Origin of the sequence: Erwinia rhapontici (genome assembly GCF_012271765.1) — a bacterium.
In the GTDB taxonomy this organism is placed as follows: Bacteria; Pseudomonadota; Gammaproteobacteria; order Enterobacterales; family Enterobacteriaceae; genus Erwinia; species Erwinia rhapontici.
In genome coordinates, this window is the sequence record NZ_VRKO01000016.1 from 353143 (window position 1) to 375333 (window position 22191).

At 50.9% G+C, this 22191-nt stretch carries 19 protein-coding genes and 1 tRNA gene; 16 read left to right on the forward strand and 4 right to left on the reverse strand.

Annotated features, from left to right (window positions below):
* The first annotated feature begins 1 nt into the window (after position 1).
* The 6 genes from FVB43_RS18485 (at position 2) to FVB43_RS18510 (ending at position 7070) form a co-directional block, all read left to right on the forward strand.
* Positions 2-1435 carry a glycoside hydrolase family 32 protein gene (locus FVB43_RS18485; protein ID WP_167864482.1) on the forward strand — a complete coding sequence of 478 codons (1434 nt, stop codon included), beginning with the start codon at positions 2-4 and terminating at the stop codon, positions 1433-1435.
* A 121-nt stretch (positions 1436-1556) separates the two neighbouring features.
* Positions 1557-2900 carry a carbohydrate porin gene (locus FVB43_RS18490; protein ID WP_159336964.1) on the forward strand — a complete coding sequence of 448 codons (1344 nt, stop codon included), beginning with the start codon at positions 1557-1559 and terminating at the stop codon, positions 2898-2900.
* Positions 2901-2927: 27 nt separating this feature from the next.
* Entirely contained in the window at positions 2928-3929 is a 1002-nt protein-coding gene (locus FVB43_RS18495; protein WP_167864483.1) for an aminoimidazole riboside kinase, read from the forward strand.
* A gap of 1165 nt (positions 3930-5094) precedes the next feature.
* Positions 5095-5523 carry a MarR family winged helix-turn-helix transcriptional regulator gene (locus tag FVB43_RS18500; RefSeq protein ID WP_238337042.1) on the forward strand — a complete coding sequence of 143 codons (429 nt, stop codon included), beginning with the start codon at positions 5095-5097 and terminating at the stop codon, positions 5521-5523.
* Positions 5524-5553: 30 nt separating this feature from the next.
* Positions 5554-6288 (forward strand): NADPH-dependent F420 reductase, encoded by a 735-nt coding sequence (locus tag FVB43_RS18505; protein ID WP_159336961.1) that lies wholly within the window; start codon positions 5554-5556, stop codon positions 6286-6288.
* Between the two features lie 17 nt (positions 6289-6305).
* Positions 6306-7070 (forward strand): NADPH-dependent F420 reductase, encoded by a 765-nt coding sequence (locus FVB43_RS18510; RefSeq protein WP_159336960.1) that lies wholly within the window; start codon positions 6306-6308, stop codon positions 7068-7070.
* A 226-nt stretch (positions 7071-7296) separates the two neighbouring features.
* Here the strand turns inward: FVB43_RS18510 and FVB43_RS18515 are convergent, their stop codons facing one another.
* From FVB43_RS18515 to FVB43_RS18525, 3 genes are read right to left on the reverse strand one after another with little or no spacing between them, the layout of a single operon-like run.
* A complete protein-coding gene (locus FVB43_RS18515) occupies positions 7297-7686 on the reverse strand; it encodes a nuclear transport factor 2 family protein (protein ID WP_133625271.1) in 390 nt (129 codons plus the stop codon).
* A 4-nt stretch (positions 7687-7690) separates the two neighbouring features.
* Positions 7691-8539 carry an MBL fold metallo-hydrolase gene (locus FVB43_RS18520; RefSeq protein ID WP_167864484.1) on the reverse strand — a complete coding sequence of 283 codons (849 nt, stop codon included), beginning with the start codon at positions 8537-8539 and terminating at the stop codon, positions 7691-7693.
* A 56-nt stretch (positions 8540-8595) separates the two neighbouring features.
* Positions 8596-9228 carry a DsbA family protein gene (locus FVB43_RS18525; protein WP_197931312.1) on the reverse strand — a complete coding sequence of 211 codons (633 nt, stop codon included), beginning with the start codon at positions 9226-9228 and terminating at the stop codon, positions 8596-8598.
* A gap of 116 nt (positions 9229-9344) precedes the next feature.
* Between FVB43_RS18525 and FVB43_RS18530 the strand changes: the two genes are divergently transcribed.
* The 4 genes from FVB43_RS18530 (at position 9345) to FVB43_RS18545 (ending at position 13820) form a co-directional block, all read left to right on the forward strand.
* On the forward strand, positions 9345-10244 hold the full coding sequence (locus FVB43_RS18530; protein WP_197931305.1) for a LysR family transcriptional regulator: 900 nt from the start codon (positions 9345-9347) through the stop codon (positions 10242-10244).
* Between the two features lie 303 nt (positions 10245-10547).
* A complete protein-coding gene (locus FVB43_RS18535) occupies positions 10548-11438 on the forward strand; it encodes a LysR family transcriptional regulator (protein ID WP_167864485.1) in 891 nt (296 codons plus the stop codon).
* Positions 11439-11630: 192 nt separating this feature from the next.
* Positions 11631-12695 carry an alpha/beta hydrolase gene (locus FVB43_RS18540; protein ID WP_242462167.1) on the forward strand — a complete coding sequence of 355 codons (1065 nt, stop codon included), beginning with the start codon at positions 11631-11633 and terminating at the stop codon, positions 12693-12695.
* Between the two features lie 6 nt (positions 12696-12701).
* Positions 12702-13820: an NADH-dependent flavin oxidoreductase gene (locus tag FVB43_RS18545; RefSeq protein WP_167864486.1), complete on the forward strand. Its 1119-nt coding sequence runs from the start codon at positions 12702-12704 to the stop codon at positions 13818-13820.
* 539 nt (positions 13821-14359) lie between these two features.
* Here FVB43_RS18545 and FVB43_RS18550 read toward each other — a convergent pair.
* Positions 14360-14435, reverse strand: a tRNA-Asn gene (locus FVB43_RS18550).
* Between the two features lie 511 nt (positions 14436-14946).
* On the opposite strand from FVB43_RS18550, the gene FVB43_RS18555 reads away from it, so the two are divergent.
* The 6 genes from FVB43_RS18555 (at position 14947) to FVB43_RS18580 (ending at position 22117) form a co-directional block, all read left to right on the forward strand.
* On the forward strand, positions 14947-15870 hold the full coding sequence (locus FVB43_RS18555; RefSeq protein WP_133843230.1) for a sugar ABC transporter substrate-binding protein: 924 nt from the start codon (positions 14947-14949) through the stop codon (positions 15868-15870).
* A 33-nt stretch (positions 15871-15903) separates the two neighbouring features.
* Positions 15904-17388, forward strand: a complete 1485-nt coding sequence (locus FVB43_RS18560) for a sugar ABC transporter ATP-binding protein (RefSeq protein WP_133843232.1) — start codon at positions 15904-15906, stop codon at positions 17386-17388.
* A gap of 19 nt (positions 17389-17407) precedes the next feature.
* Positions 17408-18439, forward strand: coding sequence for an ABC transporter permease (locus FVB43_RS18565; protein WP_167864487.1), 1032 nt, complete (start codon positions 17408-17410; stop codon positions 18437-18439).
* 313 nt (positions 18440-18752) lie between these two features.
* Entirely contained in the window at positions 18753-19670 is a 918-nt protein-coding gene (nac, locus tag FVB43_RS18570) for a nitrogen assimilation transcriptional regulator NAC (RefSeq protein ID WP_133843236.1), read from the forward strand.
* Positions 19671-19828: 158 nt separating this feature from the next.
* Entirely contained in the window at positions 19829-20785 is a 957-nt protein-coding gene (cbl, locus tag FVB43_RS18575; RefSeq protein WP_133843238.1) for an HTH-type transcriptional regulator Cbl, read from the forward strand.
* Positions 20786-20890: 105 nt separating this feature from the next.
* On the forward strand, positions 20891-22117 hold the full coding sequence (locus FVB43_RS18580) for an MFS transporter (protein WP_167864488.1): 1227 nt from the start codon (positions 20891-20893) through the stop codon (positions 22115-22117).
* Positions 22118-22191: the final 74 nt, after the last annotated feature.

Sequence of the window (22191 nt, forward strand, 5' to 3'; positions counted from 1 at the left end):
TATGACGTACTCAATTGCTAACGCTGAACATGAACTTGAGGCTAAACGCGAGAGGCTAAACCTGCGCTGGTACCCGCGTTATCACCTGGCCGCAAGGGCTGGCTGGATTAATGATCCTAATGGCCTGGTGTGGTTTGATGGTTGGTATCACGCTTTTTACCAGCACCATCCGTATTCCACTCAGTGGGGGCCGATGCACTGGGGACATGCGCGGAGCAAAGATTTGCTTCACTGGGAGCATTTACCTGTTGCGCTGTCCCCGGAAGGGCCGGAAGACAAAGACGGGTGTTTTTCGGGTTCGGCGGTGGTTGATGGCGATACCCTGTCGCTGATTTACACCGGACACAAATTTCACGGCGATGTCGGCAATGAAGAGAGCCTTTATCAGGTGCAGTGCCTGGCCACCAGCACCGATGGTATTCACTTTAAGCGTGAGGGGATCATTATCGATACCCCGCCGGACTTGCATCATTTCCGCGACCCTAAGGTATGGCGCGAAGGGGACAGCTGGTACATGGTCGTTGGTGCGCGCGTTGGCGATACCGGGCAAGTCCGGTTGTATCGCTCAGCCGATCTGCGTCAGTGGCAGGAAGAAGGGATTCTGGATGAGGCGGAAGCCGGTATGGGCTTTATGTGGGAGTGCCCTGATTTCTTTACCCTTAATCGCAAACGTGTCCTGATGTTTTCCCCGCAGGGGATCGCCGCGCAGGGTTTTGAGAACCGCAACCTGTTCCAGAGCGGCTATCTGGTGGGTGACTGGCAGCCTGGAGAGCCGTTTGTCCGCGCAGGGGAATTTGCCGAAATGGACAACGGACATGACTTCTATGCCCCACAGAGCTTCCTGACGCCGGATGGCCGCCGCATCATCATTGGCTGGCTGGATATGTGGGAGTCGCCGCTGCCGGAGCAACAGGACGGCTGGGCCGGGATGCTGTCTCTGCCGCGTGAGCTGAGTCTTGATGACAACAATCGCCTGCAAATGCGGCCCGCGAAAGAGGTCGACGCGCTGCGTCAGGCCTGGTTCCCCTGGCCTGTCAGTACCTTGAAAAATCAGCAGATCATGATGGCGGAAAAAGGGGAAGCCATGGAAGTTGTGCTTCACTGGGATTGCGCAAACAGTGACGCGGAACAGTATGGACTGAGTCTGGGTGAAGGCTTGCGTGTTTATGTTGATACACAGATGCAGCGTCTGGTGCTTGAGCGCCGCTATCCGCAGTACGGATTATGTGGCACGCGTAGTGTACCGTTGGTGCCCGGCGCTCCTCTGGCTTTACGTATGTTTATTGATAGTTCTTCGGTCGAGGTATTCGTTAATGACGGTGAGGCGTGCCTCAGCAGCCGAATATATCCTGATGCCGATCGCCGCGAATTAAGTTTATTTGCCTGGCATGGAACGGCGACATTATCAGATGCCGGAGCCTGGCAGCTGGGATAATCCATAGTGAGTGTCGAAAATAACCTGCCCTGGAGGATGGGCGGGTTATTACTGTATTTATCTCTGGGCTGTATTTACACCAAAATGATGCATTACTATAAATAATAAGAAGGTCTTTCCGATGAATAAAATCTGGCTCGGATGTATTTTGACGTCTGTACTCTCCTCAGCAGCGAATGCACAGGATGCGCTTTCACTCGAACAACGGCTGGAACAAATGGAGCAGCGACTGAAAGTCACGGAACAACGCGCTGCGACTGCGGAGGCAGAAATTCGCGTCCTTAAGCAGGAGAAGCAAGTATCCCCTGTGGTCAATAATGTTCCCGCCACTCCTGCTCTTCAGCTCACTGGCAATAGTGATATAAAATTTTATGGTGATGTTGAATTTAATATGGATGGTGCCAGCCGTACCGGTAGCCTGACGTCGGTAAAAACCAGTAGTAATAAAAACTGGGCCCCCGGAGATAAAGAACGCTGGGATATGAATGGTCGCATTCTCCTTGGGTTTGATGGTCTGCGAAATGGAATTAATGGAAAATATGCTGGATTTAGTGTTCAGCCACTGGCTGATATCAACGGAAAAATGAATCTCGATGATGCGGCATTTTTCTTTGGTCAGCAGAATGACTGGAAAATTAAAATAGGTCGCTTCGAGGCCTGGGATATGTTCCCGCTAAACCAGGATACGTTCATTGAGTATTCCGGTAACACCGCTAACGATCTCTACAGTGACGGCTACGGTTATATCTACATGATGAAAGAGGGGCGCGGGCGTAGCAGCAGCGGTGGCAATTTCCTGCTCAGTAAAACCCTCGACAACTGGTATTTCGAACTCAACACGCTAATAGAAGATGGCAGTTCGCTATTTGTCGACAATAACTATCACGGCAACACGTTAGATAACCGAAAAAATGTGGTTTATGCCCGCCCGGTCGTGGCCTGGCAATCCGGCGAGTGGTCGGTCGCCGCCGCTGTCGAAAGCAACCTGGTGAACAATGCTTATGGATATCAAAATACGCAGGGTGTTTGGGTCGATCAGTCAAGCCGGACAGGATATGGCATGACCATGAGCTGGAACACACTCAAAACTGATGCAGAAAACGGCGCAGTCGTTAACCTGAGCACCGCATATCTCGATGCTGCTGACGAAAAAGATTTTAGCGCAGGAATTAATGCCTTATGGCATCGCGTGGAACTTGGTTACATCTATGCGCACAACAATATCGACAAGTTCAATATGGCCGGCCTGGCCAGTGACTGTGACAGCGACTGCGCGATCCTTGCACCGGGAAAATATGACATTCATACCATCCATTCTTCATGGCAGCTGCCTGACATCATGGATATGCCTAACTTCAATATTTATCTCGGGGCCTATGCCTCATGGCTTGAATCACCGGCGGTTAAAACCGGCAATACCGATAACCGCTATGGCGCACGGGTGCGTTTTAAATATCTTTTCTAACTCTATTCATTGCGCTAAGGAGGTCAAATGAAAATCTGGACATTGGGTGACGCGGTAGTCGATTTGATGCCTGAGGGGATGATGCAGTATACGGCGTGTGCGGGCGGCGCGCCGGTCAATGTAGCCGTTGGTGCTGCACAGTTGGGATGTGATTGTGGATTTATTGGCAGGGTAGGTGATGACCCTTTCGGTCATTTTCTTCAGGACACGCTTGCTGAGAAGAATGTTGATACACAGCATATGCAATTTGATGCCGAACATCGTACCAGCACAGTGGTGGTTTCCCTCGGTGAAAACAGCGATCGCAGTTTTACTTTTTTGGTCAATCCCTCGGCAGATCAGTTTTTGTCTTCCACTAATCTGCCGGATTTCGGCAACGACATTTTGCATTTTTGTTCGCTGGCGTTGGTGGCTGTGGATTGTCGCGAAACCCTGGTGCGGGCAGTGGATCAGATTAAACAGCGCGGAGGGATGTTAAGTTTTGATCTTAATCTACGTGAACAAATGTGGCCGGACCCCATGATCATGTCTGATACCGTGCGTCATTTTGCACGCGAGGCGGATATTCTCAAGCTTTCAGAAGAGGAGTTGTACTGGCTGGCTGGGACAAACCATCATGAGAACGCGCTGAGTTTATTAATGGAATACCCTTCATGCCTGAAAGTGGTTACCAGGGGGGTAAACGGTGCAGACGTATTGTGGCAGGGCAAGTTCGTTCGCGTAAGTGCATTCGAGGTGGAAAGCCTGGACACAACGGGAGCGGGGGATGGCTTCATGGCAGGGTTGCTGGCAAGCATCGCACAGGGAAATCCACTGGATGATTTAATACAACTCGAGAAAGCTATCACACAGGCCAGCGCCTGCGGAGCGCTGGCGACGACGCAAAAGGGCGCATTGACAGCATTACCCAATAAACAGGGTGTTAAGCAGTTTATTGATGCTGAAAATATGCTCTCATTTCATGTGCATACACCCCAACTCCAGGGATTAAAAACAGCTAACTCTGACGGATTACGTGCTGTGCGGTAAACGAGATTTTCTTTTCACTTATCGCATCATCGCTTTACGAGCACTGATGCGATATTTGAGATACCAGAAACGTTAACTGCCGGGATTAACTAACGGGTACAGGCGGTGTTGATTGCAAACGTTGAAAGGTTTTTCAGAAGGCCTGAGACTGCGGATTTTAGTGTCGTTCTCCTCGTTGAATCTCAATCGTATACAGATTCGTGAAGATGCATGAAACATAAATTTGGCTCTTCTGACTGGGATCGCCTTTGCCAGTAACTGGCTAATAAGTAAGGTAAATCTGAATTTTCTTTCTGTCAAGACAACCAGAATGACCACCGTTGGGGGCTCCATAAATCTGGTATGAGTGTTCCGCAGCATGGGTGAACATTACTATTTTACTCTCTGGAAATGAAGCGTAGCCAGAGGTAACGTCGAAGGTGTTTATCCTATGTAAAGCTGCGTGCAAAGAGGTTTAACTGTCGGCTGAGTGCCAAAAGCGGACAATTTCGCTGGTTTCCTGATCCACAAAATCATTATTAATACTCAGTCCATGTAGACTATAAGTCACATAGCGCATAGAGTAAGTTAATGCGTGGCGGTCGCCAGGAATCTTCGTAAACCCATCATTCATCCAATTGTGGAACAGACAGGCAGAGGTTCCAATTTCCTTGGCGGGATTACGTGGCATCATCTTCAGAAAGATGTAAGTTCGGCCCAAGGAACGAAAGCACGCTTACAGTAAGAAGGTCGCCCGCTACTAAAATTATAGAAATGACAACGCCAGTGAAAAACCAAAGACTCCGCAGCAATTTATAAAACCGTTCTCTGCCAGGCATCCACTCGGCATGCCTTTTTTCTTTCTGGCTCAACAAATATTTAGATTATGCCCTTTGCCTGATAAGACTCGCTTAAGAAGTATTCAGACTCACATCTGATTCCCACCTTCCGCTCACCGCAAACCTTTGGTCGTCAAGTTGACCTCTAAGTGCAAGAAGCGGAACTGTTTGAGTCATCCAGAGCGACAGTATTTCGTCAGCCTGGGGATTTCAATACCTGATTTGTTGTCATTGTCATACCGCACGAATTACATATTCATCACTCTTTCACTGACAAAAATTTTGCTATATGCTTTTATCTAGTGCGCTAGATAATCATCAACAAGATAATATATTGGGATACGAGCATGCAGTCACGACAGGAAATAGGGACACAACTTTCTTTTGCTCTCTATGGTGCGGCGAGTCGTATGAACCGGTTACATAAGCCGTTACTGGCTCCGCTGGGACTTACCTTTCCACAGTATCTGGTCATGCTGGAGTTGTTTAACGGAACCCCACGCAACGTCAGTGATATCGGGAACAAGCTCGGCATGGATACCGGCACCATCACGCCCGTTCTCAAACGGCTTGAGGCTGCCGGACGCATAATACGCACGCGGGATCGCGCAGATGAAAGGCGCGTGCTCATTACCCTTACGGATGACGGGCTCGCTTTGCAAAGCGAGGTGTGGCGCGTAACCGAAAGAATCAAATCAGCCTGTCAGTTATCGGATGCAAAGCTCGAGGAATTACGAGATACCCTGAATAGCTTTGCCCATCCCGCTGATGACTGATCATCCTCCACTCAGACAAAAGGTATTGGTATGAAAATAGGCATTATTGGCGCCGGAAACATTGGTGCGACGCTGGCCCATAAGCTCTCTGTGCATGGCCATGAGGTCAAACTGGCGAACTCAAGAGGACCGGAAACCATTGCAGATTTGGCGCTAAGGGTGGGAGCACTGGCTGTTGAGCGCCAGGAGGCCGTAAGAGATGTGGACGTTATCATCCTCTCTTTGCCCTTTGATAAGCATACCGGGCTGGCTGAACTCTTGCGTGATGTTCCGGAAAGCGTGATCGTCATTGATACGTCTAATTACTACCCCTTCCGCGACGGGGACATTGAAGAAATCCGTGAAGGCAAACCTGAAAGCGTGTACGCCAGTGAAATAGTCAAACGCCCTCTTGTTAAAGCCTGGAACGCTGTTCTGGCCGAGACACTTAAAGAGAAAGGGCTGACTGCCGGTTCACCATCCCGTATCGCTATCCCGGTTGCCGGCGACAGTCCGGTAGCAAAATCTGTTGCGCTTGAACTGGTCAGTCAGACCGGTTTCGATGCAGTAGATGCCGGTACGCTTAGCGAATCATGGCGGCAACAGCCCGGCACGCCAGCCTACTGTACTGAGCTAAAAACCGGAGAGCTTGAAGCAGCCCTTAAGGCAGCCGATAAAACTCGCGCTCCACTGAACAGAGATGCGTTGATCAGGGAGTTTATGTCTGCAGGCGAACAACTCACTCATGATGCTATCGTCAAACGTAACCGTGCAGTAACGGCCTGAGCCAAAAAGGGAAAATTATGATTAGTAATGAAAAGTACCGGATTGCTGTTCTGGGAACCGGCCACATCGGTAAAACGCTTGCTCGCAGTCTCGCATCTGCCGGTTACTCCGTTAAGGTCGCTAATTCACGTGGACCTGAAACGATAGCCCCCGACGTGCTTGAAACGGGCGCTGAAGCAGCTGATGCAGTCAGTGCCATGCAGGATGCACAGGTTGTCATCCTTTCCATACCTATGGCAAAGCTTGCGGATATCGCTCCTCTGATCCGGAAATTACCCCAGCATGTTATCGTTGCTGATACCTCTAACTATTATCCACATCGCGACGGTAACATTGATGCGTTCTCAGATGGTCAGGTCGAAAGCGCGTGGGTGGCGCATCTCCTGAACCGTCCGCTGGTGAAGGCGTGGAATGCAATAGGTTCAGATTCCCTTGCGATAAAAGGTACAGTAGGGGGCACGGTGGGACGTATTTCAATTCCGGTGGCAGGGAATATCGAAGAGCACAAGAAAATGGTTATGCGTCTTGTCAGTGATACGGGGTTCGACGCTTTCGATGCAGGTACAATTGAGGAGTCATGGCGTCAACAACCGGGTGCACCCTGCTACTGTACTGACCTCACATATGATGAAATGAAGTCAGCGATCGCCGCAACGGAAAAAACACGGCTGCCTGCGCGTCGGGATATTGCTGTTCAGGCTATTCAGGAGCGAATGGGCGATAAGCGATCCAATCCGACTGCAGATTATATTGTTCGATTACACCGGGCTCTTTTTATGTAATCCGTAAGCCATATTTCATTTATTGATGCATGAGCGAAAATGCAAACGTCTGCTGATCGCTCTCAGCAGACCTTCAGCGTCACGTGTTTGTCTGCTGTGTGCCAGAAGCGGAAGTTGCTTACATCGTGCTATGTTAGTTTACTGGGAGCAGGTCACCCACAATTGATGCTGACCAAATTCAGTAAACCACTACAAGTGCGTAGAGACCTGTCAGACGGTGTTAACTTTATGCTAACGCCGACATGACCGACGCGCTATCGACGTACTGCTCCATGGTCATAATCTTCCCATCCTCAAGGCGATAAAGGTGCGCAAATGATGCCGTCATCGCCTTGCCGGTTATTTTATAAACGCCGGAGTAAATCCCAAAAGCAGCAACATAGTTACCGTCAGCAAGAAACGTATGCGTCTTTGCCTGATAGTCTGTCCACTCAGTTGCCAGTCGCTGAAATACGTTAGCGATTATCTCTTCTGCACCGGTGTAAGTCCCTGCATAGGGGAACCCAGCCGCTTCAGTCCATGTCGCATTGGGGGACAGGACAGCAAGCAGGTTCTTTCCATTTTCTTCAGAGGTGCCTTCATAAGTCGCGCGTATAATTTCCACATTACTCTTCACTATTCTATCCCCAACTCATTTCGCCCTTGGCGACTTTTGCACCAATTTGTAAAGCGACACTCATGCCAGCATCAGGATAACGTTTTGTCATGGCTGCAATCAGTTCGCTACTGTCGCCGGCCAGATTAAGTTCGTTCTCAAAAGCCAGAAGATAGTCGCGGGTATAGGTTATTGCTGAAATATCGGTAGTACCCTCAGATAACATATGCCCTGCGATGACCGTCGTGGGATGTCTGGATGCCATGGTGTCCAGATTTTTTATCCAAAGTGCGCGAGCCTCTGGACCTTGAGTGTCGGCGGTCCACACATGGGTACCAGAGAACACCAGTACACCGCCAAAAATGGCGTTAAGCGAAGGTACCCAGAGATAACGACGGTTAGCGAGGCCATCAGCATCGATAATTTCGAGGGCCTGGCCTTCGAGAGATAACGCATCCTCGTCAAAGACCTCGGGCATAACGATGTCTGACAACGTTTGCGGGCCGTTGTCCTGGAGTTGTGGGCCCCACACTGCCAGTTTCTTATCAACACTTTTCTTAATGGCGTCGATTGTCGACGATGCGGCAACGACACGAGCTTCCGGAAAGGCTGCTCTTACGGGACCGAGGCTAAAGTAGTAATCAGGGTCGCTTTGGCTAATATAGATTGTGGTCAGCTTTTTACCTGTTTTCTGGATAGCCTCTGCCAGCAGTCTGCCATCGGCGAGCGTAAAACCACCGTCAATAAGTACGGCTTCCTTATCGCCAGAGATCAGCACTGGCGAGCGATAAAAACCGTGCTCGCCGGCAGGAAAATGTGTCCAACTCAGGGGAATGTTCTTCCCTGCATCAGGGACGTTGGTTTGTAGTGTCATCGTATTTTCCCCTTCTGTTAAAGTGGTAATTAGGTGAGCATTGCTTTCACCAGACGTTATGAATCCACTAACTGACGTACCCATTCATGAGGGTTTGAAAACAATATGCTTGAGTTTAGCATCCAGCGCTTTGAGCCGGATTCGGCAATAAAAGTGGGAACACCGCGTGCGCCAAATTCCCGCATTAATCGTTTCGCACGCTCAGTACGAGTATGGTTTGCTTCGAGCAAGTCTGCTGTAGGATCCAACACTTTCTTCGCTGCATTTTCCAACCCCTGAGAACTTAACACACCCGCAAGAACCGACAATGACGTGACGTCAAGCCCCTCAACATAACGGGCGCGTTGTATTGCTTTCAGCGCTTCAATTTCCCGTGAAGGGTTTGACAGCGATACTGCAGTAATCGCAAGCGTGGCTGAACCACTGTCAAATTTTTTCTGCTGGTCATGAAGCACTTTTTCGCGATAAATCTCGGAAAAAGGCTGCCCGGTGATATTAGAAATTCGCTGGTCGTTTTCCCACGCAAAAGCAGCAAATTCATTGTTCATGGGACGTGCACCGGCATCTGAAAACAGGCCGGTTGGCATGAACTCAAGTTTAATACCCGGAATGTCATTTAGTTCAGTAAGCACAGGTGACGCGCCGTAGCACCAACCGCAAAGTGGATCGAATAAGTAGTTAAGAATCATGTTCACAGGTGCCCCCTATTTTTAAAAGTAGCTCATCATAGAAAACTTTTATTGGATATTAAATACATCCATGGTAAACAGCTTGTCATCTAAAAACATACAATTGGAATGCGATAGTGAGAAAACTGGGAAATATCAGACGCCTTGCCTATTTTGTCTCCGTGGTTGAAGCTGGCTCATTTACTGCAGCTGCCGAGCGTTTGGGTATAACTAAAGCGGTAGTCAGTCATCAGGTCGCGCGTCTTGAAGAGGAGTTGAACACCACTCTTCTTATCCGTACTACTCGTACCATTCGCTTAACGGATGCGGGAAAAGTCTTTTATGAGCACTGTGCGTCTATTCTACGTGAAACAGAGGAAGCCTTTGCAGAGTTAGACGCACTGGTGGCTGAGCCCTCTGGGACATTGAGGCTGACAGCGCCTTTTGACTATGGGATCAGCGTCGTCGTTCCAGCTATCACTGCATTCAGTCAGCGCTATCCAGACTGCAAAGTTGATGCCGTGATAAGTGATAACAAGTTTGATATCGTGGACAAAGATATAGAAATAGCCATCCGTGTGGGCTGGTTAGATGACTCACATTTGCAGGCAAGGAAAATCGGGCACTTCCGGCAGTTGCTGATAGCCCCGCGCAATATGCAGCCGCAGGTAGAAAAAATTAATAAACCACAAGATATCAAACCACTGCCTTTTATAGCCAATACAGCTCTGCGTGAACCTTCTCAGTGGCATTTCACGCTGAATGGATCGGATCAACAAAGTATCAACGTTCAGCCCTCGATATTCATTAATAACACACTGGCGGTCCGTGAAGCGGTGAGAGAAGGTGCAGGCATCTCTGTGTTGCCGGATTACGTTGTCAGTGATGATCTTATTTCTGGCCGCTTAATTCAGGTGCTCCCAGAATGGGAACTACCTTCAGGTGAGATTCATGCAGTTTTTCCCGCATCTCGATTTCGCCCGACAAAGGTACGCTCATTTTTAAATATATTGATGGAGAAAGATAAAGAGCGCTGATTGTGCTTATCTTTTGCATGCCAGCTTTGATTCAGGAATACGCAGCGTACCGGTCATCATGGCAATTTCAGCAAACGTAGACGTGTTTTTCGCACGATTGGCCCTCTAGCCCGTAAGAAGATGGGATGTCCGCCCTGTGCCAGAAGCGGAAGTTGGTAAGCCTTGGTTCTATTGAGCATTAGTGAGTGCTAATGGATACTTGCCGTGGATGAGGAATGTTGGATCGTTACCAATAGACAAACCTCCACGCCAGGAATTATTTTATAAGTAAGAAATATTAATCCAAAAGAACCTGGTCAATAAATGCGCCGTAAAAATATTAACGATTATCAAGCCTTTATCGCAGTAGCCCGAGAAAAAAGCTTCACAAAAGCGGCCGCTCAATTAGGTGTCTCACAGTCGGCGCTGAGCTACACCGTAAGGACTCTTGAAGCAGATCTTGGTCTTCGTCTTCTTACACGTACCACACGTAGCGTTTCTGTGACAGAGGCTGGCGAACGGCTACTTTCCCGTATAGGACCACACTTTGACGAAATTGAAAGTGAGATCGCCGCGCTCAGTGGATTGAGAGAAAAACCCGCTGGTACTGTGCGCATTACTTCCGTTGAACACGCAGCCGATACAATACTCTGGCCTAAGCTCGCCCCGGTGATGCTTGAATATCCCGATATCAACATTGAAATTATCAGCGAGTACGGACTCAAGGATATCGTCGCTGAACGTTATGATGCTGGAGTTCGGTTGGGCGAACAGGTCGATATGGATATGATTTCCCTGCCGCTTGCCAGAGACTTCCGTTTTGCAGTGGTCGGAGCACCCTCTTATTTCATGGGGAAGACATATCCGGTCACGCCTCGTGATTTAAACGATCATAGCTGTATCAGATTACGCCTGCCCACTCATGGCGGATTCTATACCTGGGAGTTTCGCAAGGATGAGACTGAAATTAAGGTCCGTATTGATGGACGAGCGACTTTCAGCACCATAAATATGATGAGGCAGGCCGCCCTTGATGGACTGGGACTTGCTTATCTGCCGCTAGATACCGTCGAGGCTTATCTTGAAAACGGGATGTTAGTCCAGGTGCTGACAGACTGGTGTCCACCGCGTCCCCCCTATCATCTTTACTACCCCAGCCGTCTGCAACATTCTCCGGCATTTGCACTTGTGCTCGAAGCACTCCGCGCCCCATAACCTTTGAGCGCTGTTTGTACTGGTCTATATCGAACTCAGTTTCTTATAACCCTATTAATAAAACCTCCTTCTAAGCCCATGCGAAATTAAGCCTCTAATTTCTCAATACTAAAGAGATTAAGATGGCTGCTGAAACAATCTGTGTTCTTTCAGCGGCCAGGGCCGTCATCATGTAAATGAAGGAGTCTTGCAATGAGTAAAAAAGCAGGCGGGTTAAGCCGCCGAAATTTTATCCTGACGAGTTCAGTGGCTTCAGCAGGATTATTGATGGCGGGTCATGCTTCAGCCCTGCTCTCACCAACACCTCGTACATCTGGCACCACGGCACACGTAGATGGCGTCACAGTCAGCAGTGTCCTGTTCCGGAACAATGAAATAATGATGTCCGGAAACGTCTATGTTCCCCCGGACTTCAGCGAAAACCGTCAATACGCTGCAATTGTCGTTGTCCACCCAGGCGGTGGTGTTAAGGAACAGACTGCGGGCCTTTATGCCCTCAAACTGGCTAAAGAAGGATTTATCACCCTGGCGTTTGATGCCTCCCATCAGGGGGCTAGTGGCGGATTACCACGTTTTATTGATGATCCCATGAAGCGAGTCGTCGATTTCTATAGCGCAGTCGATTACCTGACCACTCTTCCTTATGTCGATAATAATCGTATCGGCGCATTAGGCGTTTGTGCAGGCAGTGGTATCACGGTTAAAGCATCGATGACGGAACGCCGAATCAAAGCGCTGGCAACAGTCAGTGCCGTAGATGTTGGGGCGGCGACCCGTAAAGGTTGGGAGGGAACAACATCAGAATCTGAACTCATTCCAACTCTGGATGCGGTTGCTAAACAGCGCACAATCGAAGCAGCAGGCGGCGCACCGGTTTATGTCAACTATGTGCCCCAATTGGGTGATACCAGTGCCCCAAAAGATCTTCAGGAAGCTGCGGACTACTATCTAACCGAACGCGGAAAATATCCGACTTCCACCAATCAAATGCTGATGACAAGTATCAGTACGCTGGCATCTTTCACCGGGTTTGAAGGGGCGGATGTCTATTTAACACAGCCACTTCTGATTGTAGCCGGTAGCAAAGCTGGCTCGCTCTGGCACAGCCAGGAATTACACAAAACTGCTGCTTCTGTTCAAAAAACGCTGCATATCATCCCAGGTGCGACGCACATGGGTCTCTATGATGGTCAGGGGGCAACAGTTGCAGCGAGTCAGCTGACTCCTTTCTTCAAAAATAATCTCGTACAGGTATAACTATCCATGAAACAAACTCCACTTCTTGAAAGATTTCCACTGGGTAAAGGTGTGACGCTGCGCAACCGTATTGTGATGGCCCCGATGACGACCTGGGCGGGTAATGATGACGGCACGGTGTCTCATGAGGAAGAAGCATATTATCGTCGACGCGTTCAGGACATCGGGCTGGTCATTACTGGTTGTACACATGTTCAGGAAAACGGCATTGGGTTTACGGGAGAGTTTGCTGCGTATGACGACAAATTTATTCCCGGTTTAAAGCGCCTTGCTACTGCTGCAAAAAGCGGTGGAGCACCGGCAATCTTACAAATATTCCATGCAGGTGTGAAAACCAGCCCTGAACTGGTTTCGGATATTGTAGCTGCAAGCGCTATTACCGGTGACGCCGGTCCTTTCGCACCTTCAGTTACTCCTCGCGAACTGACATTCGCTGAAATCGAAATGGTTATTCAGGCTTTCGGTGAAGCAACTCACCGTGCAATAGAAGCAGGATTTGATGGTGTTGAGTTACATGGTGCTCATGGCTTTTTACTTCAGAACTTTTTCTCACCTCATTCCAACCGAAGAGATGATCAATGGGGCGGTTCACTTGAAAAGCGTATGCGTTTCCCACTCAGCGTCATTGAAAGTGTGCGTAATACGATTGCTGAGCATGCAGCCAATCCCTTCCTGATGGGATACCGCATTTCCCTGGACGAGCATTATGAAGATGGGTTGCGCATTGATGAGTCGCTTCAGCTGGTTGACCGACTGGTCGATGAGGGTATTGATTATCTTCATGTATCACTCGGTAATGCACTTGAAGCCAGACCCGTTGATGCACCGAATGGTCCCAAAGTCATCGAAATCGTGCGCGACCACCTTGCTGGACGTATACCTCTGATTGTTGCCGGGCAGTTACGAACACCAGAGCAAGCCGAGGATGCTGTTAAAGCAGGGGTATCTTTGACGGCAGTAGGTCAGGGTATGGTTATGAACCCAGACTGGGTTAAATTCGTAGATGGCAAAGCTGAAGGAAAAATTGCTCTCAATATTGCTGCATCAGACGTAGAGCAACTTGCTATACCCCAGAAACTGTGGCGTGTCATTGAGGGTACAACTGGTTGGTTCAACATTCGTTAAATACGGCCTAACCGTAATATGACAATTAGAATCAACTTGCCATTGATTCACTTCAGAACCTGGAAAGTTCTTACATGGCCGGATTTCGGGATTAACTGGGTTACGGCCATGTAAATTTTATCTTATTCCTTTAAGTCCTCTTCAATTCGAGGGCTATTATTTCAGACATAACTTCCGCTCCTCGCTCAAAGCAGAAAGTCTGATTTGAGTGTGCTCTACCTCAGAACACTGCTATATCAGGTCTGAACTGACACCGTTGGATTCAGGTTCTTAACGCCAGCCTTAACCCATTTCACCGCCGCGAACCAAGGTGCGCTACGCCCGGTTATGCCGGTCAGATGTTTTCTCCTGCGTGTCTTCCGTTCCGAATCAACTTCCGGTTAATCGTTTCCCAATACAACCCGTCCCGCAAGAGTAAATGGCACGGCATCCAAAGCGCATCGTTATTTGATGGATAAAATCTGAGCCTGTTAGCGATTCACCAATCACACAAACAGCAAAAAGCCCGCTCAGGTTTCCCTGAGCGGGCTTTTCTAATTTGGCTCCTCTGACTGGACTCGAACCAGTGACATACGGATTAACAGTCCGCCGTTCTACCGACTGAACTACAGAGGAATCGTGTGAACGGGGCGCATGTTAACGGCGTGTCCGGGAAATGTCAAAGGCCTATTCCACTCTGTCGGTGCGTTTGCTGGCAAAAGCAGCAGTGTGAGGGTTTTTTATCTTGATTGGACAATCTTCAATCTCTGCGCCAGATCTCACTTTGTAGCGTTTAGCTGGCCGATGTTAGAGGTGTGTCAAATTTTTGTTATTTGCTGATTTTAAAACATGCGTTTCGATGCTTTCATAGTGAAAGTTTCAATTAGCGTTATTATGAAACAAAAAAACTGCTCTGCGGTAACGTAGACGGGGATGAAAGAAAAAGAAACAGTGGGTTGTACATAACGTGTTGTTGTAAAGAGTAAAAGTAGGTCCCGATACACAGTAATAAGAAAGATAGTTTTACCCGAGATAGTCACCCCCTACACTTTAATAAAGCCGTCGGTGAGGGTGTGTGAATGTAAAAGAAATTTTTCATTCGCAGAATCCGTCACCTTCGCAAGCTAACGATAATAAGGGCCTGGACATGAACGTGAAAAAAACAATTTTAGCGTCACTGTTAGTCTGCATGTTACCTGTTACCAGCTTTGCCAAAGACCTGCAGGTTGGCGTCTCTATGGCATTGTTTGATGACAACTTTTTAACGATTGTCCGTAACTCAATCACTAATGAAATGAAAACGGAAGGCGTGAAAGGCCAGATTGAAGACGCCAAAGGTGACGTCGCCCAGCAGTTGCAACAGGTGCAAAACTTTATCGGTCAGGGCGTTGACGCGATCATCATTAACCCGGTGGATACCAATGCGGTGAAACCGATTGTTGACCTGACCTCTAAAGCCGGTATTCCACTGGTGTTTGTTAACCGTAAACCCGCAACTGAACTGACGGGCAAAATGGCCTATGTAGGTTCTGACTCCGAGCTGGCGGGTCGTCTGCAGATGGAAGCGCTGGCAAAGCGTCTGGATTATAAAGGCAACGTCGCCATTCTTCTGGGTGACCTGGCCAACGAAGCTACACGTGACCGTACCAAAGGTGTTGAAGCGGTTGTCGCAAAATATCCGGGTCTGAAAGTCGTTCAGAAGCAGACGGCGAAATTTACCCGTAATGATGCGGTAGATGTGGTGAGTAACTGGCTGACAGCGGGTGATGACATCCAGGCCATCGCCTCAAACAACGATGAAATGGCTATCGGAGCATTGCAGGCGTTAGGTAAAAACGAGAAGAAAATCCTGATCGCGGGCGTTGATGGTACACCCGATGCCCTGCAGATGATCAAAAACGGAAAAATGGTTGCTACCGTATTCCAGGATGCGAAAGGCCAGGGTGCGGGTGCTGTACAAACGGCCGTAAAACTGGCTAAAGGCGAACAAGTTCAGAAAAATGTGTTTATCCCTTATCAGTTGATTACAAAAGATAACTACACAGACTTTACGAGTAAAAACCTGAAATAACTTTCGCTGAACTTGTAGTACGGAGGTAGTTAAATGACCGCATATGCGCTTGAAGCCGAAGGCATCAGCAAATTCTTCCCGGGTGTGAAGGCGTTAAGCAACGTCTCATTCCGTATCAAGCCGGGAACGGTGCATGCTCTGATGGGTGAGAATGGCGCAGGTAAATCCACTTTAATGAAGTGCCTCATCGGGATTTATCGTCCCGATGAGGGGCAGATTCGTATTAAAGGGCAACCTGTGCAGTTTACCGACACGCTGGATGCACTGCGTTCGGGAATTTCCATGATTCACCAGGAGCTTAATCTGGTACCGCATATGACGGTCGCCGAAAATATCTGGCTGGGTCGCGAGCCGATGAAATTCGGCTTCGTTGACCACGGTAAGCTCAACCGTTTAACCAAAGATCTGCTGGTTAAGCTGAATATTCGTCTGCGTCCCGATCAGATGGTGGGCGATCTCAGTATCGCCTCCCAGCAGATGGTGGAGATCGCCAAAGCGGTTTCCTGGAACTCAGACATCGTGATTATGGATGAACCGACCTCAGCCCTGACGGAAACCGAAGTGGCGCATCTGTTCACCATCATTCGCGACCTGCGTGAGCAGGGCAAAGCCATCATCTATATCAGCCATAAAATGGATGAGATCTTTGCGATTACCGATGAAGTCAGCGTATTCCGTGACGGCACCTGGGTGGCGAGCAATGAGACATCGAGCTATACGCGACAGTCGCTGATCACCCAGATGGTGGGGCGTGAACTGACCCAGTTGTTCCCAAAAACAGACAGCAATATTGGCGAAGATGTTCTGACGGTACGCAGCCTGACGCGTAAGGATGTGTTCCACGATGTGAGCTTTAGCGTACGTCGCGGGGAGATCCTTGGGGTGGCGGGTCTGGTGGGTGCCGGACGCAGTGAAGTAATGGAAAGTCTGTTTGGTATGACATCAATAGACAGTGGAGAGATCCTGATTGATGGTGTGCCGACCAAAATTGATTCACCGGCCAGTGCGATTGATAAAGGACTGGCGTTCCTGACCGAAGACCGTAAAAAGTCAGGCCTGTTCCTGGTGCTGTCGGTAATGGAAAACATGAGTATCGTCAAAATGACTGACTACAGCGCCAAAGGCGGCTTCGTCAATCATGCCAACATGGCGAAAGACTGTCTGGAACAGATCAAACGTCTGAATATCAAGACGCCAACCATGGACCAGATCATAAACAACCTCAGTGGCGGTAATCAGCAAAAGGTATTGATTGCCCGCTGGCTGCTGGCACAACCGAAAATCCTGATTCTTGACGAACCTACCCGTGGTATCGACGTCGGCGCAAAAGCGGAAATCTACCGTTTGATCAGCGAACTGGCGAGCCGTGGCGTTGCCATCATCATGGTGTCCTCTGAACTGCCGGAAATTATTGGCATGAGTGACCGCGTGATGGTGATGCACGGAGGACGTATTACCGGCATCCTCAATAAAGAAGAAGCCGACCAGGAAACCATATTGTCGTTGGCGTCCGAGTAAGGGCGTGAGGTAAACAAACATGAGTGATGTGAAAATGACAACGCAACAGTCAGCTGAGACACCGTCGTTCTTTAGTAATCTGAAAGGCAAACTGCCGAAAGATACCGGTATTTTTGTGGTGATGGTCGGCATCGCGCTGATATTTGAGGCCTTCGGCTGGTATGTTCGCGATCAGTCATTCCTGATGAACCCGAACCGCCTGGTGCTGATTGTTCTTCAGGTCGCGATTATCGGTATTATTGCGGTCGGGGTGACTCAGGTCATTATTACCACGGGGATTGACCTGTCGTCCGGTTCGGTGATTGCATTGACGGCGGTGGTTGCCGCCAGTCTGGCGCAAACCTCTGAAAGCCTGTCACCGATGTTCCCCTCGCTGGTGGATATGCCCGCCGCGCTGCCGATTAGCGCCGGGATCGGGGTCGGTTTGCTGTGCGGTATCGTCAACGGCGTGCTGATCACGAAGACCGGTATTCCGCCGTTTATCGCCACGCTGGGGATGATGGTATCGGCGCGTGGTCTGGCACAGTATTACACTCAGGGTAACCCCATCAGCTTCCTGTCCGATGGCTTTACGTCGATTGGTCAGGGTGCAATGCCGGTGATTATCTTCCTGGTGGTGGCGGTGATCTTCCATATCGCGCTGAAACATACCCGCTACGGTAAGTATGTTTACGCCATCGGCGGCAACATGGTGTCGGCGAAAGTCTCCGGTATCAACGTTAATAAATACCTGATCATCGTTTACACCATCGCAGGCGGTCTGTCTGGCCTGGCGGGTGTGGTGCTGGCGGCGCGTGTGAGTAGCGGCCAGTCAAGTATGGGCCTGGGCTACGAGCTGGATGCCATTGCCGCGGCGGTGATCGGCGGTTCCAGCCTGATGGGTGGGGTAGGGCGTATTACCGGCACGCTGATTGGTGCGGTGATCCTCGGCCTGATCAAGAGCGGCTTCACCTTCGTGGGTGTTGATGCCTACATTCAGGACATCATCAAAGGGATGATTATTGTTGCCGCGGTATCGATTGATATGTATCGCAACCGCAGTAAGCGTTAATTCGGGTGGGACCGGGCGGGCCAGAATTCAGGTCCGCCTTTTCCATTAACCCCTGCACATCCTCAACGCATTTCCTGCACCATCCGCGTGCAACCCGGCAAAGGGATCTGACCTGCCAGACCTCCTGCGTACGCATCATCCCAGTACCCGTAATCAGATTCTCTTATTTTACCGCCTGTTAGCCCATATCCCGGACGCCTTGTCACCATTAGGAAAATTCTGGCACGCCCCTTGCAATTACCCTCGGGTCAGAATGAAAACTTATTACAGACGCCAGCATTACTGGCACTCGGGGAACCGTGACGGAGGCAAAATGAACTTAAGACGACTGAAGTATTTCGTAAAAATCGTCGACATCGGCAGCCTGACTCAGGCGGCAGAAGTCCTGCATATTGCACAGCCAGCTCTCAGCCAGCAGGTGGCAACACTGGAAAACGAACTTGACCAGCAGTTGCTGATCCGCACCAAACGCGGCGTTACGCCGACCGACGCGGGTAAGATCCTCTATGCCCACGCCCGCACTATCCTGCGTCAGTGTGAACAGGCGCAGACGGCGGTGATCAACGCCGGGCAGGCACTGGCAGGGCAGGTTTCCATCGGCCTGGCGCCGGGGACCGCCGCCTCTTCGCTGACCATGCCTTTGCTGCAAACCGTGCGCGAACAATTTCCGGATGTGCTGGTGTATCTGCATGAGAACAGCGGCGCGTCATTAAACGAAAAAGTGATGAGTGGTCAACTGGATATGGCGGTGTTGTATGACCGTTCACCGGCCGCGGGCATCACCAGCATTCCCCTGATGAAAGAAGAACTGTATCTGGTGGGTGCCAGCGCCTGTCCGGGGCAGACAATCGACCTGACCGATGTGGCAGAGATGAATCTGTTCCTGCCGCGTGATTACAGCGCCGTACGTAAACGTGTGGACGAAGCATTCTCTCTGCGTCGCCTCAGCGCACGCATCATCGGTGAAATTGAATCTATCGCTACGCTGACCGCCGCCGTCTCCAGCGGCATGGGGGCGACCGTGCTGCCAGAGTCTGCTGCGCGTGCGCTGGTGAGTTCAACCAATGCCTGGATGGCGCGCATCACCAGCCCTGCGCTGAACCTGCCGCTGTCATTAAATGTCTCTGCCACGCTGCCCATGTCACCGTCTGCGCAGGCGGTCAAAAACATTCTATTGTCGCTGCTGAATAATCCAGTGACAGAAGATCGCGAACTGATGCTGGTCAGTTAAATGCCTTTGTGCCGGGCGCGCCATCGCGCGCCTCACTTCCTGCCGCTTCGCCTCCCTTATCGCTAAAAAGCATATAAAACCTCTTTTTATTATTTGTTGCTATCAATGTGCGTCCTTAACATGAAGGAAACCAACAGATAACAGAGGGAGGAGCGCGCGTGAATTTTCAGCAACTTAAAATCATTAAGGAAGCAGCACGCTGCGAGTTTAATCTTACCGAAGTGGCGAATGCGCTGTTTACCTCCCAGTCTGGGGTCAGCCGCCATATACGGGATTTGGAAGATGAACTTGGGGTCGAGATTTTTATCCGCCGGGGTAAACGCCTGCTGGGGATGACCGAACCGGGCAAAGCGCTGCTGACCATTGCAGAACGTATTCTTGATGAAGCGGGTAAAGTGCGTCGCCTGGCCGATGTGTTCACCAACGAATCCAGCGGCGTGCTGACGATAGCCACCACCCATACTCAGGCGCGCTACAGCCTGCCGAAAGTGATTAAAGCGTTCCGTTCGCTCTATCCGAATGTGCGTCTGGAGCTGAATCAGGGATCCCCCCAGGAGATTGTCTCCATGCTGGTGGCGGGCGAGGCCGATATCGGCATCGCCAGTGAGCAGGTGGTTAACAATCCGGCGCTGGCTGCCTTCCCGTGGTTCAGCTGGCACCATGCGCTGCTGGTGCCGAAAGGGCACGAGCTGGAGCAGCAGCAACCGCTGACGCTGGCGGCGCTGAGCCGTTATCCGCTGATTACCTATCGACAGGGGATCACCGGGCGTTCGAAAGTTGACCGTGCGTTCCACGCCGCCAGTCTGAAGCCGGATATCGTACTGAGTGCGCAGGACTCGGACGTGGTGAAAACCTACGTTGAGCTGGGCCTCGGTGTGGGTGTGCTGGCTGATCAGGCCTGCCAGCTGGATGAGCATTCGCCGTTGACGCGGCTCGAAGCGCGCCATTTGTTCGAGTCTAATACCGTCTGGCTGGGGCTGAAACGCGGGCAGTTGCAGCGTAATTTTGTCTGGCAGTTCCTGGAGCTCTGTAATGCGAACCTGTCGCTGGAAGAGATCAAACGCCAGGCATTGTCGCTGAACGAAGAAGAACCGGTGATCGACTTCCAGATCTGATTCTGACATGGCGTTGGGTGCAGCTATATACTGACACCCCTGCGTCTTCCGCCTTATCGGCTGACGGCCTAAGCTCCGGGTACATTCTATCCGCGAGCTTAAGCCATGACCTCATCTCTTCCCCGTTCTTCCTCCGGCCCGCTTTATGCGTTGGCCTTCAGTATGTTGATCTCCTCAATGGGCAGCAGTATTGCCAATGTCGGCCTGCCGACGCTGGCTGTGGCGTTTGCTGCCTCTTTTTCACAAATACAGTGGGTGGTGCTGGCGTATCTGCTGGCGGTGACGGCTTCCGTGCTGGCGATGGGGTGGCTGGGCGATCGTTTTGGTCGCCAGCGGCTGCTGGGCTACGGCGTGCTGCTGTTCAGTGTGGCATCGCTGAGCTGTGGGTTGGCAACGCATATCGGCTGGCTGATTGCTGCCCGCATTCTGCAAGGCCTGGGCGGCGCGATGATGATGGCGAATACGCTGGCGCTGGCGATCCAGGTGTTGCCCGCTGAACGCACCGGGCGGGCAATGGGGCTGCTGGGGACCGTCTCTGCCATCGGCACGGCGCTGGGGCCTGCGCTGGGTGGCCTGCTGATTACGGGTTTCGGCTGGCAGGCGCTGTTTGTGATCAACCTGCCGCTTGGGCTGATCGCATGGGGAATGGTGCAGCATTTCCTGCCGTCTTTTGGCGCGCCGGATGCCGCCATGCCCCGTGGATCACTGCTGTCGCTGCTGCGTCAGGCGGCGCTGGTACGCGGCCTGCTGCTGAGTATGGCAGTTGCCATGGTGATGATGACGACCTTTGTCGTCGGGCCATTCTATCTGAGCCATGGATTGCAGCTTTCCCCGCGCCAGACCGGGCTGGTGATGGCGGTGGGGCCGCTGGTGGCCGCCTTCAGCGGTGTACCTGCCGGGCGTCTGGTGGATCGTCTTGGGGCGCAGTCCACGACGTTAATCGGTTTAGTCGCGGTGGCGGGGGGCTGCCTGTTACTGGCTTTGTTGCCGCCCGGCGCCGGTATTGCGGGTTATGTGGCGGGCCTGATGCTGCTGACGGCGGGTTATGCGCTGTTTCAGGCGGCGAATAATACGGCCTTACTGAAAGGGGCCGACCCGGCACGGCGCGGTCTGGTGTCCGGGTTGATGAATCTGGGCCGAAACCTGGGGTTTATTGCTGGTGCGGCCTTGATGGCGGCGGTATATGCCGCAGCCACACGGTACGGTGATTTTGCTCCTCATCTCGCATCATCCCACGGGATGCGACTGACGTTCGGGCTGGCGGGCGGAATGGTGTTGATCGCCCAGCTTGTCTTGTACGGGCACGGCCTGCGCCATCCTCAACGGCAGTAAGAATTCCGACTGGTGTAAAATCTGATTTATTGTGCAGCATGAAAATTCAGGGAAAAACCAGGCTATATTAGGCG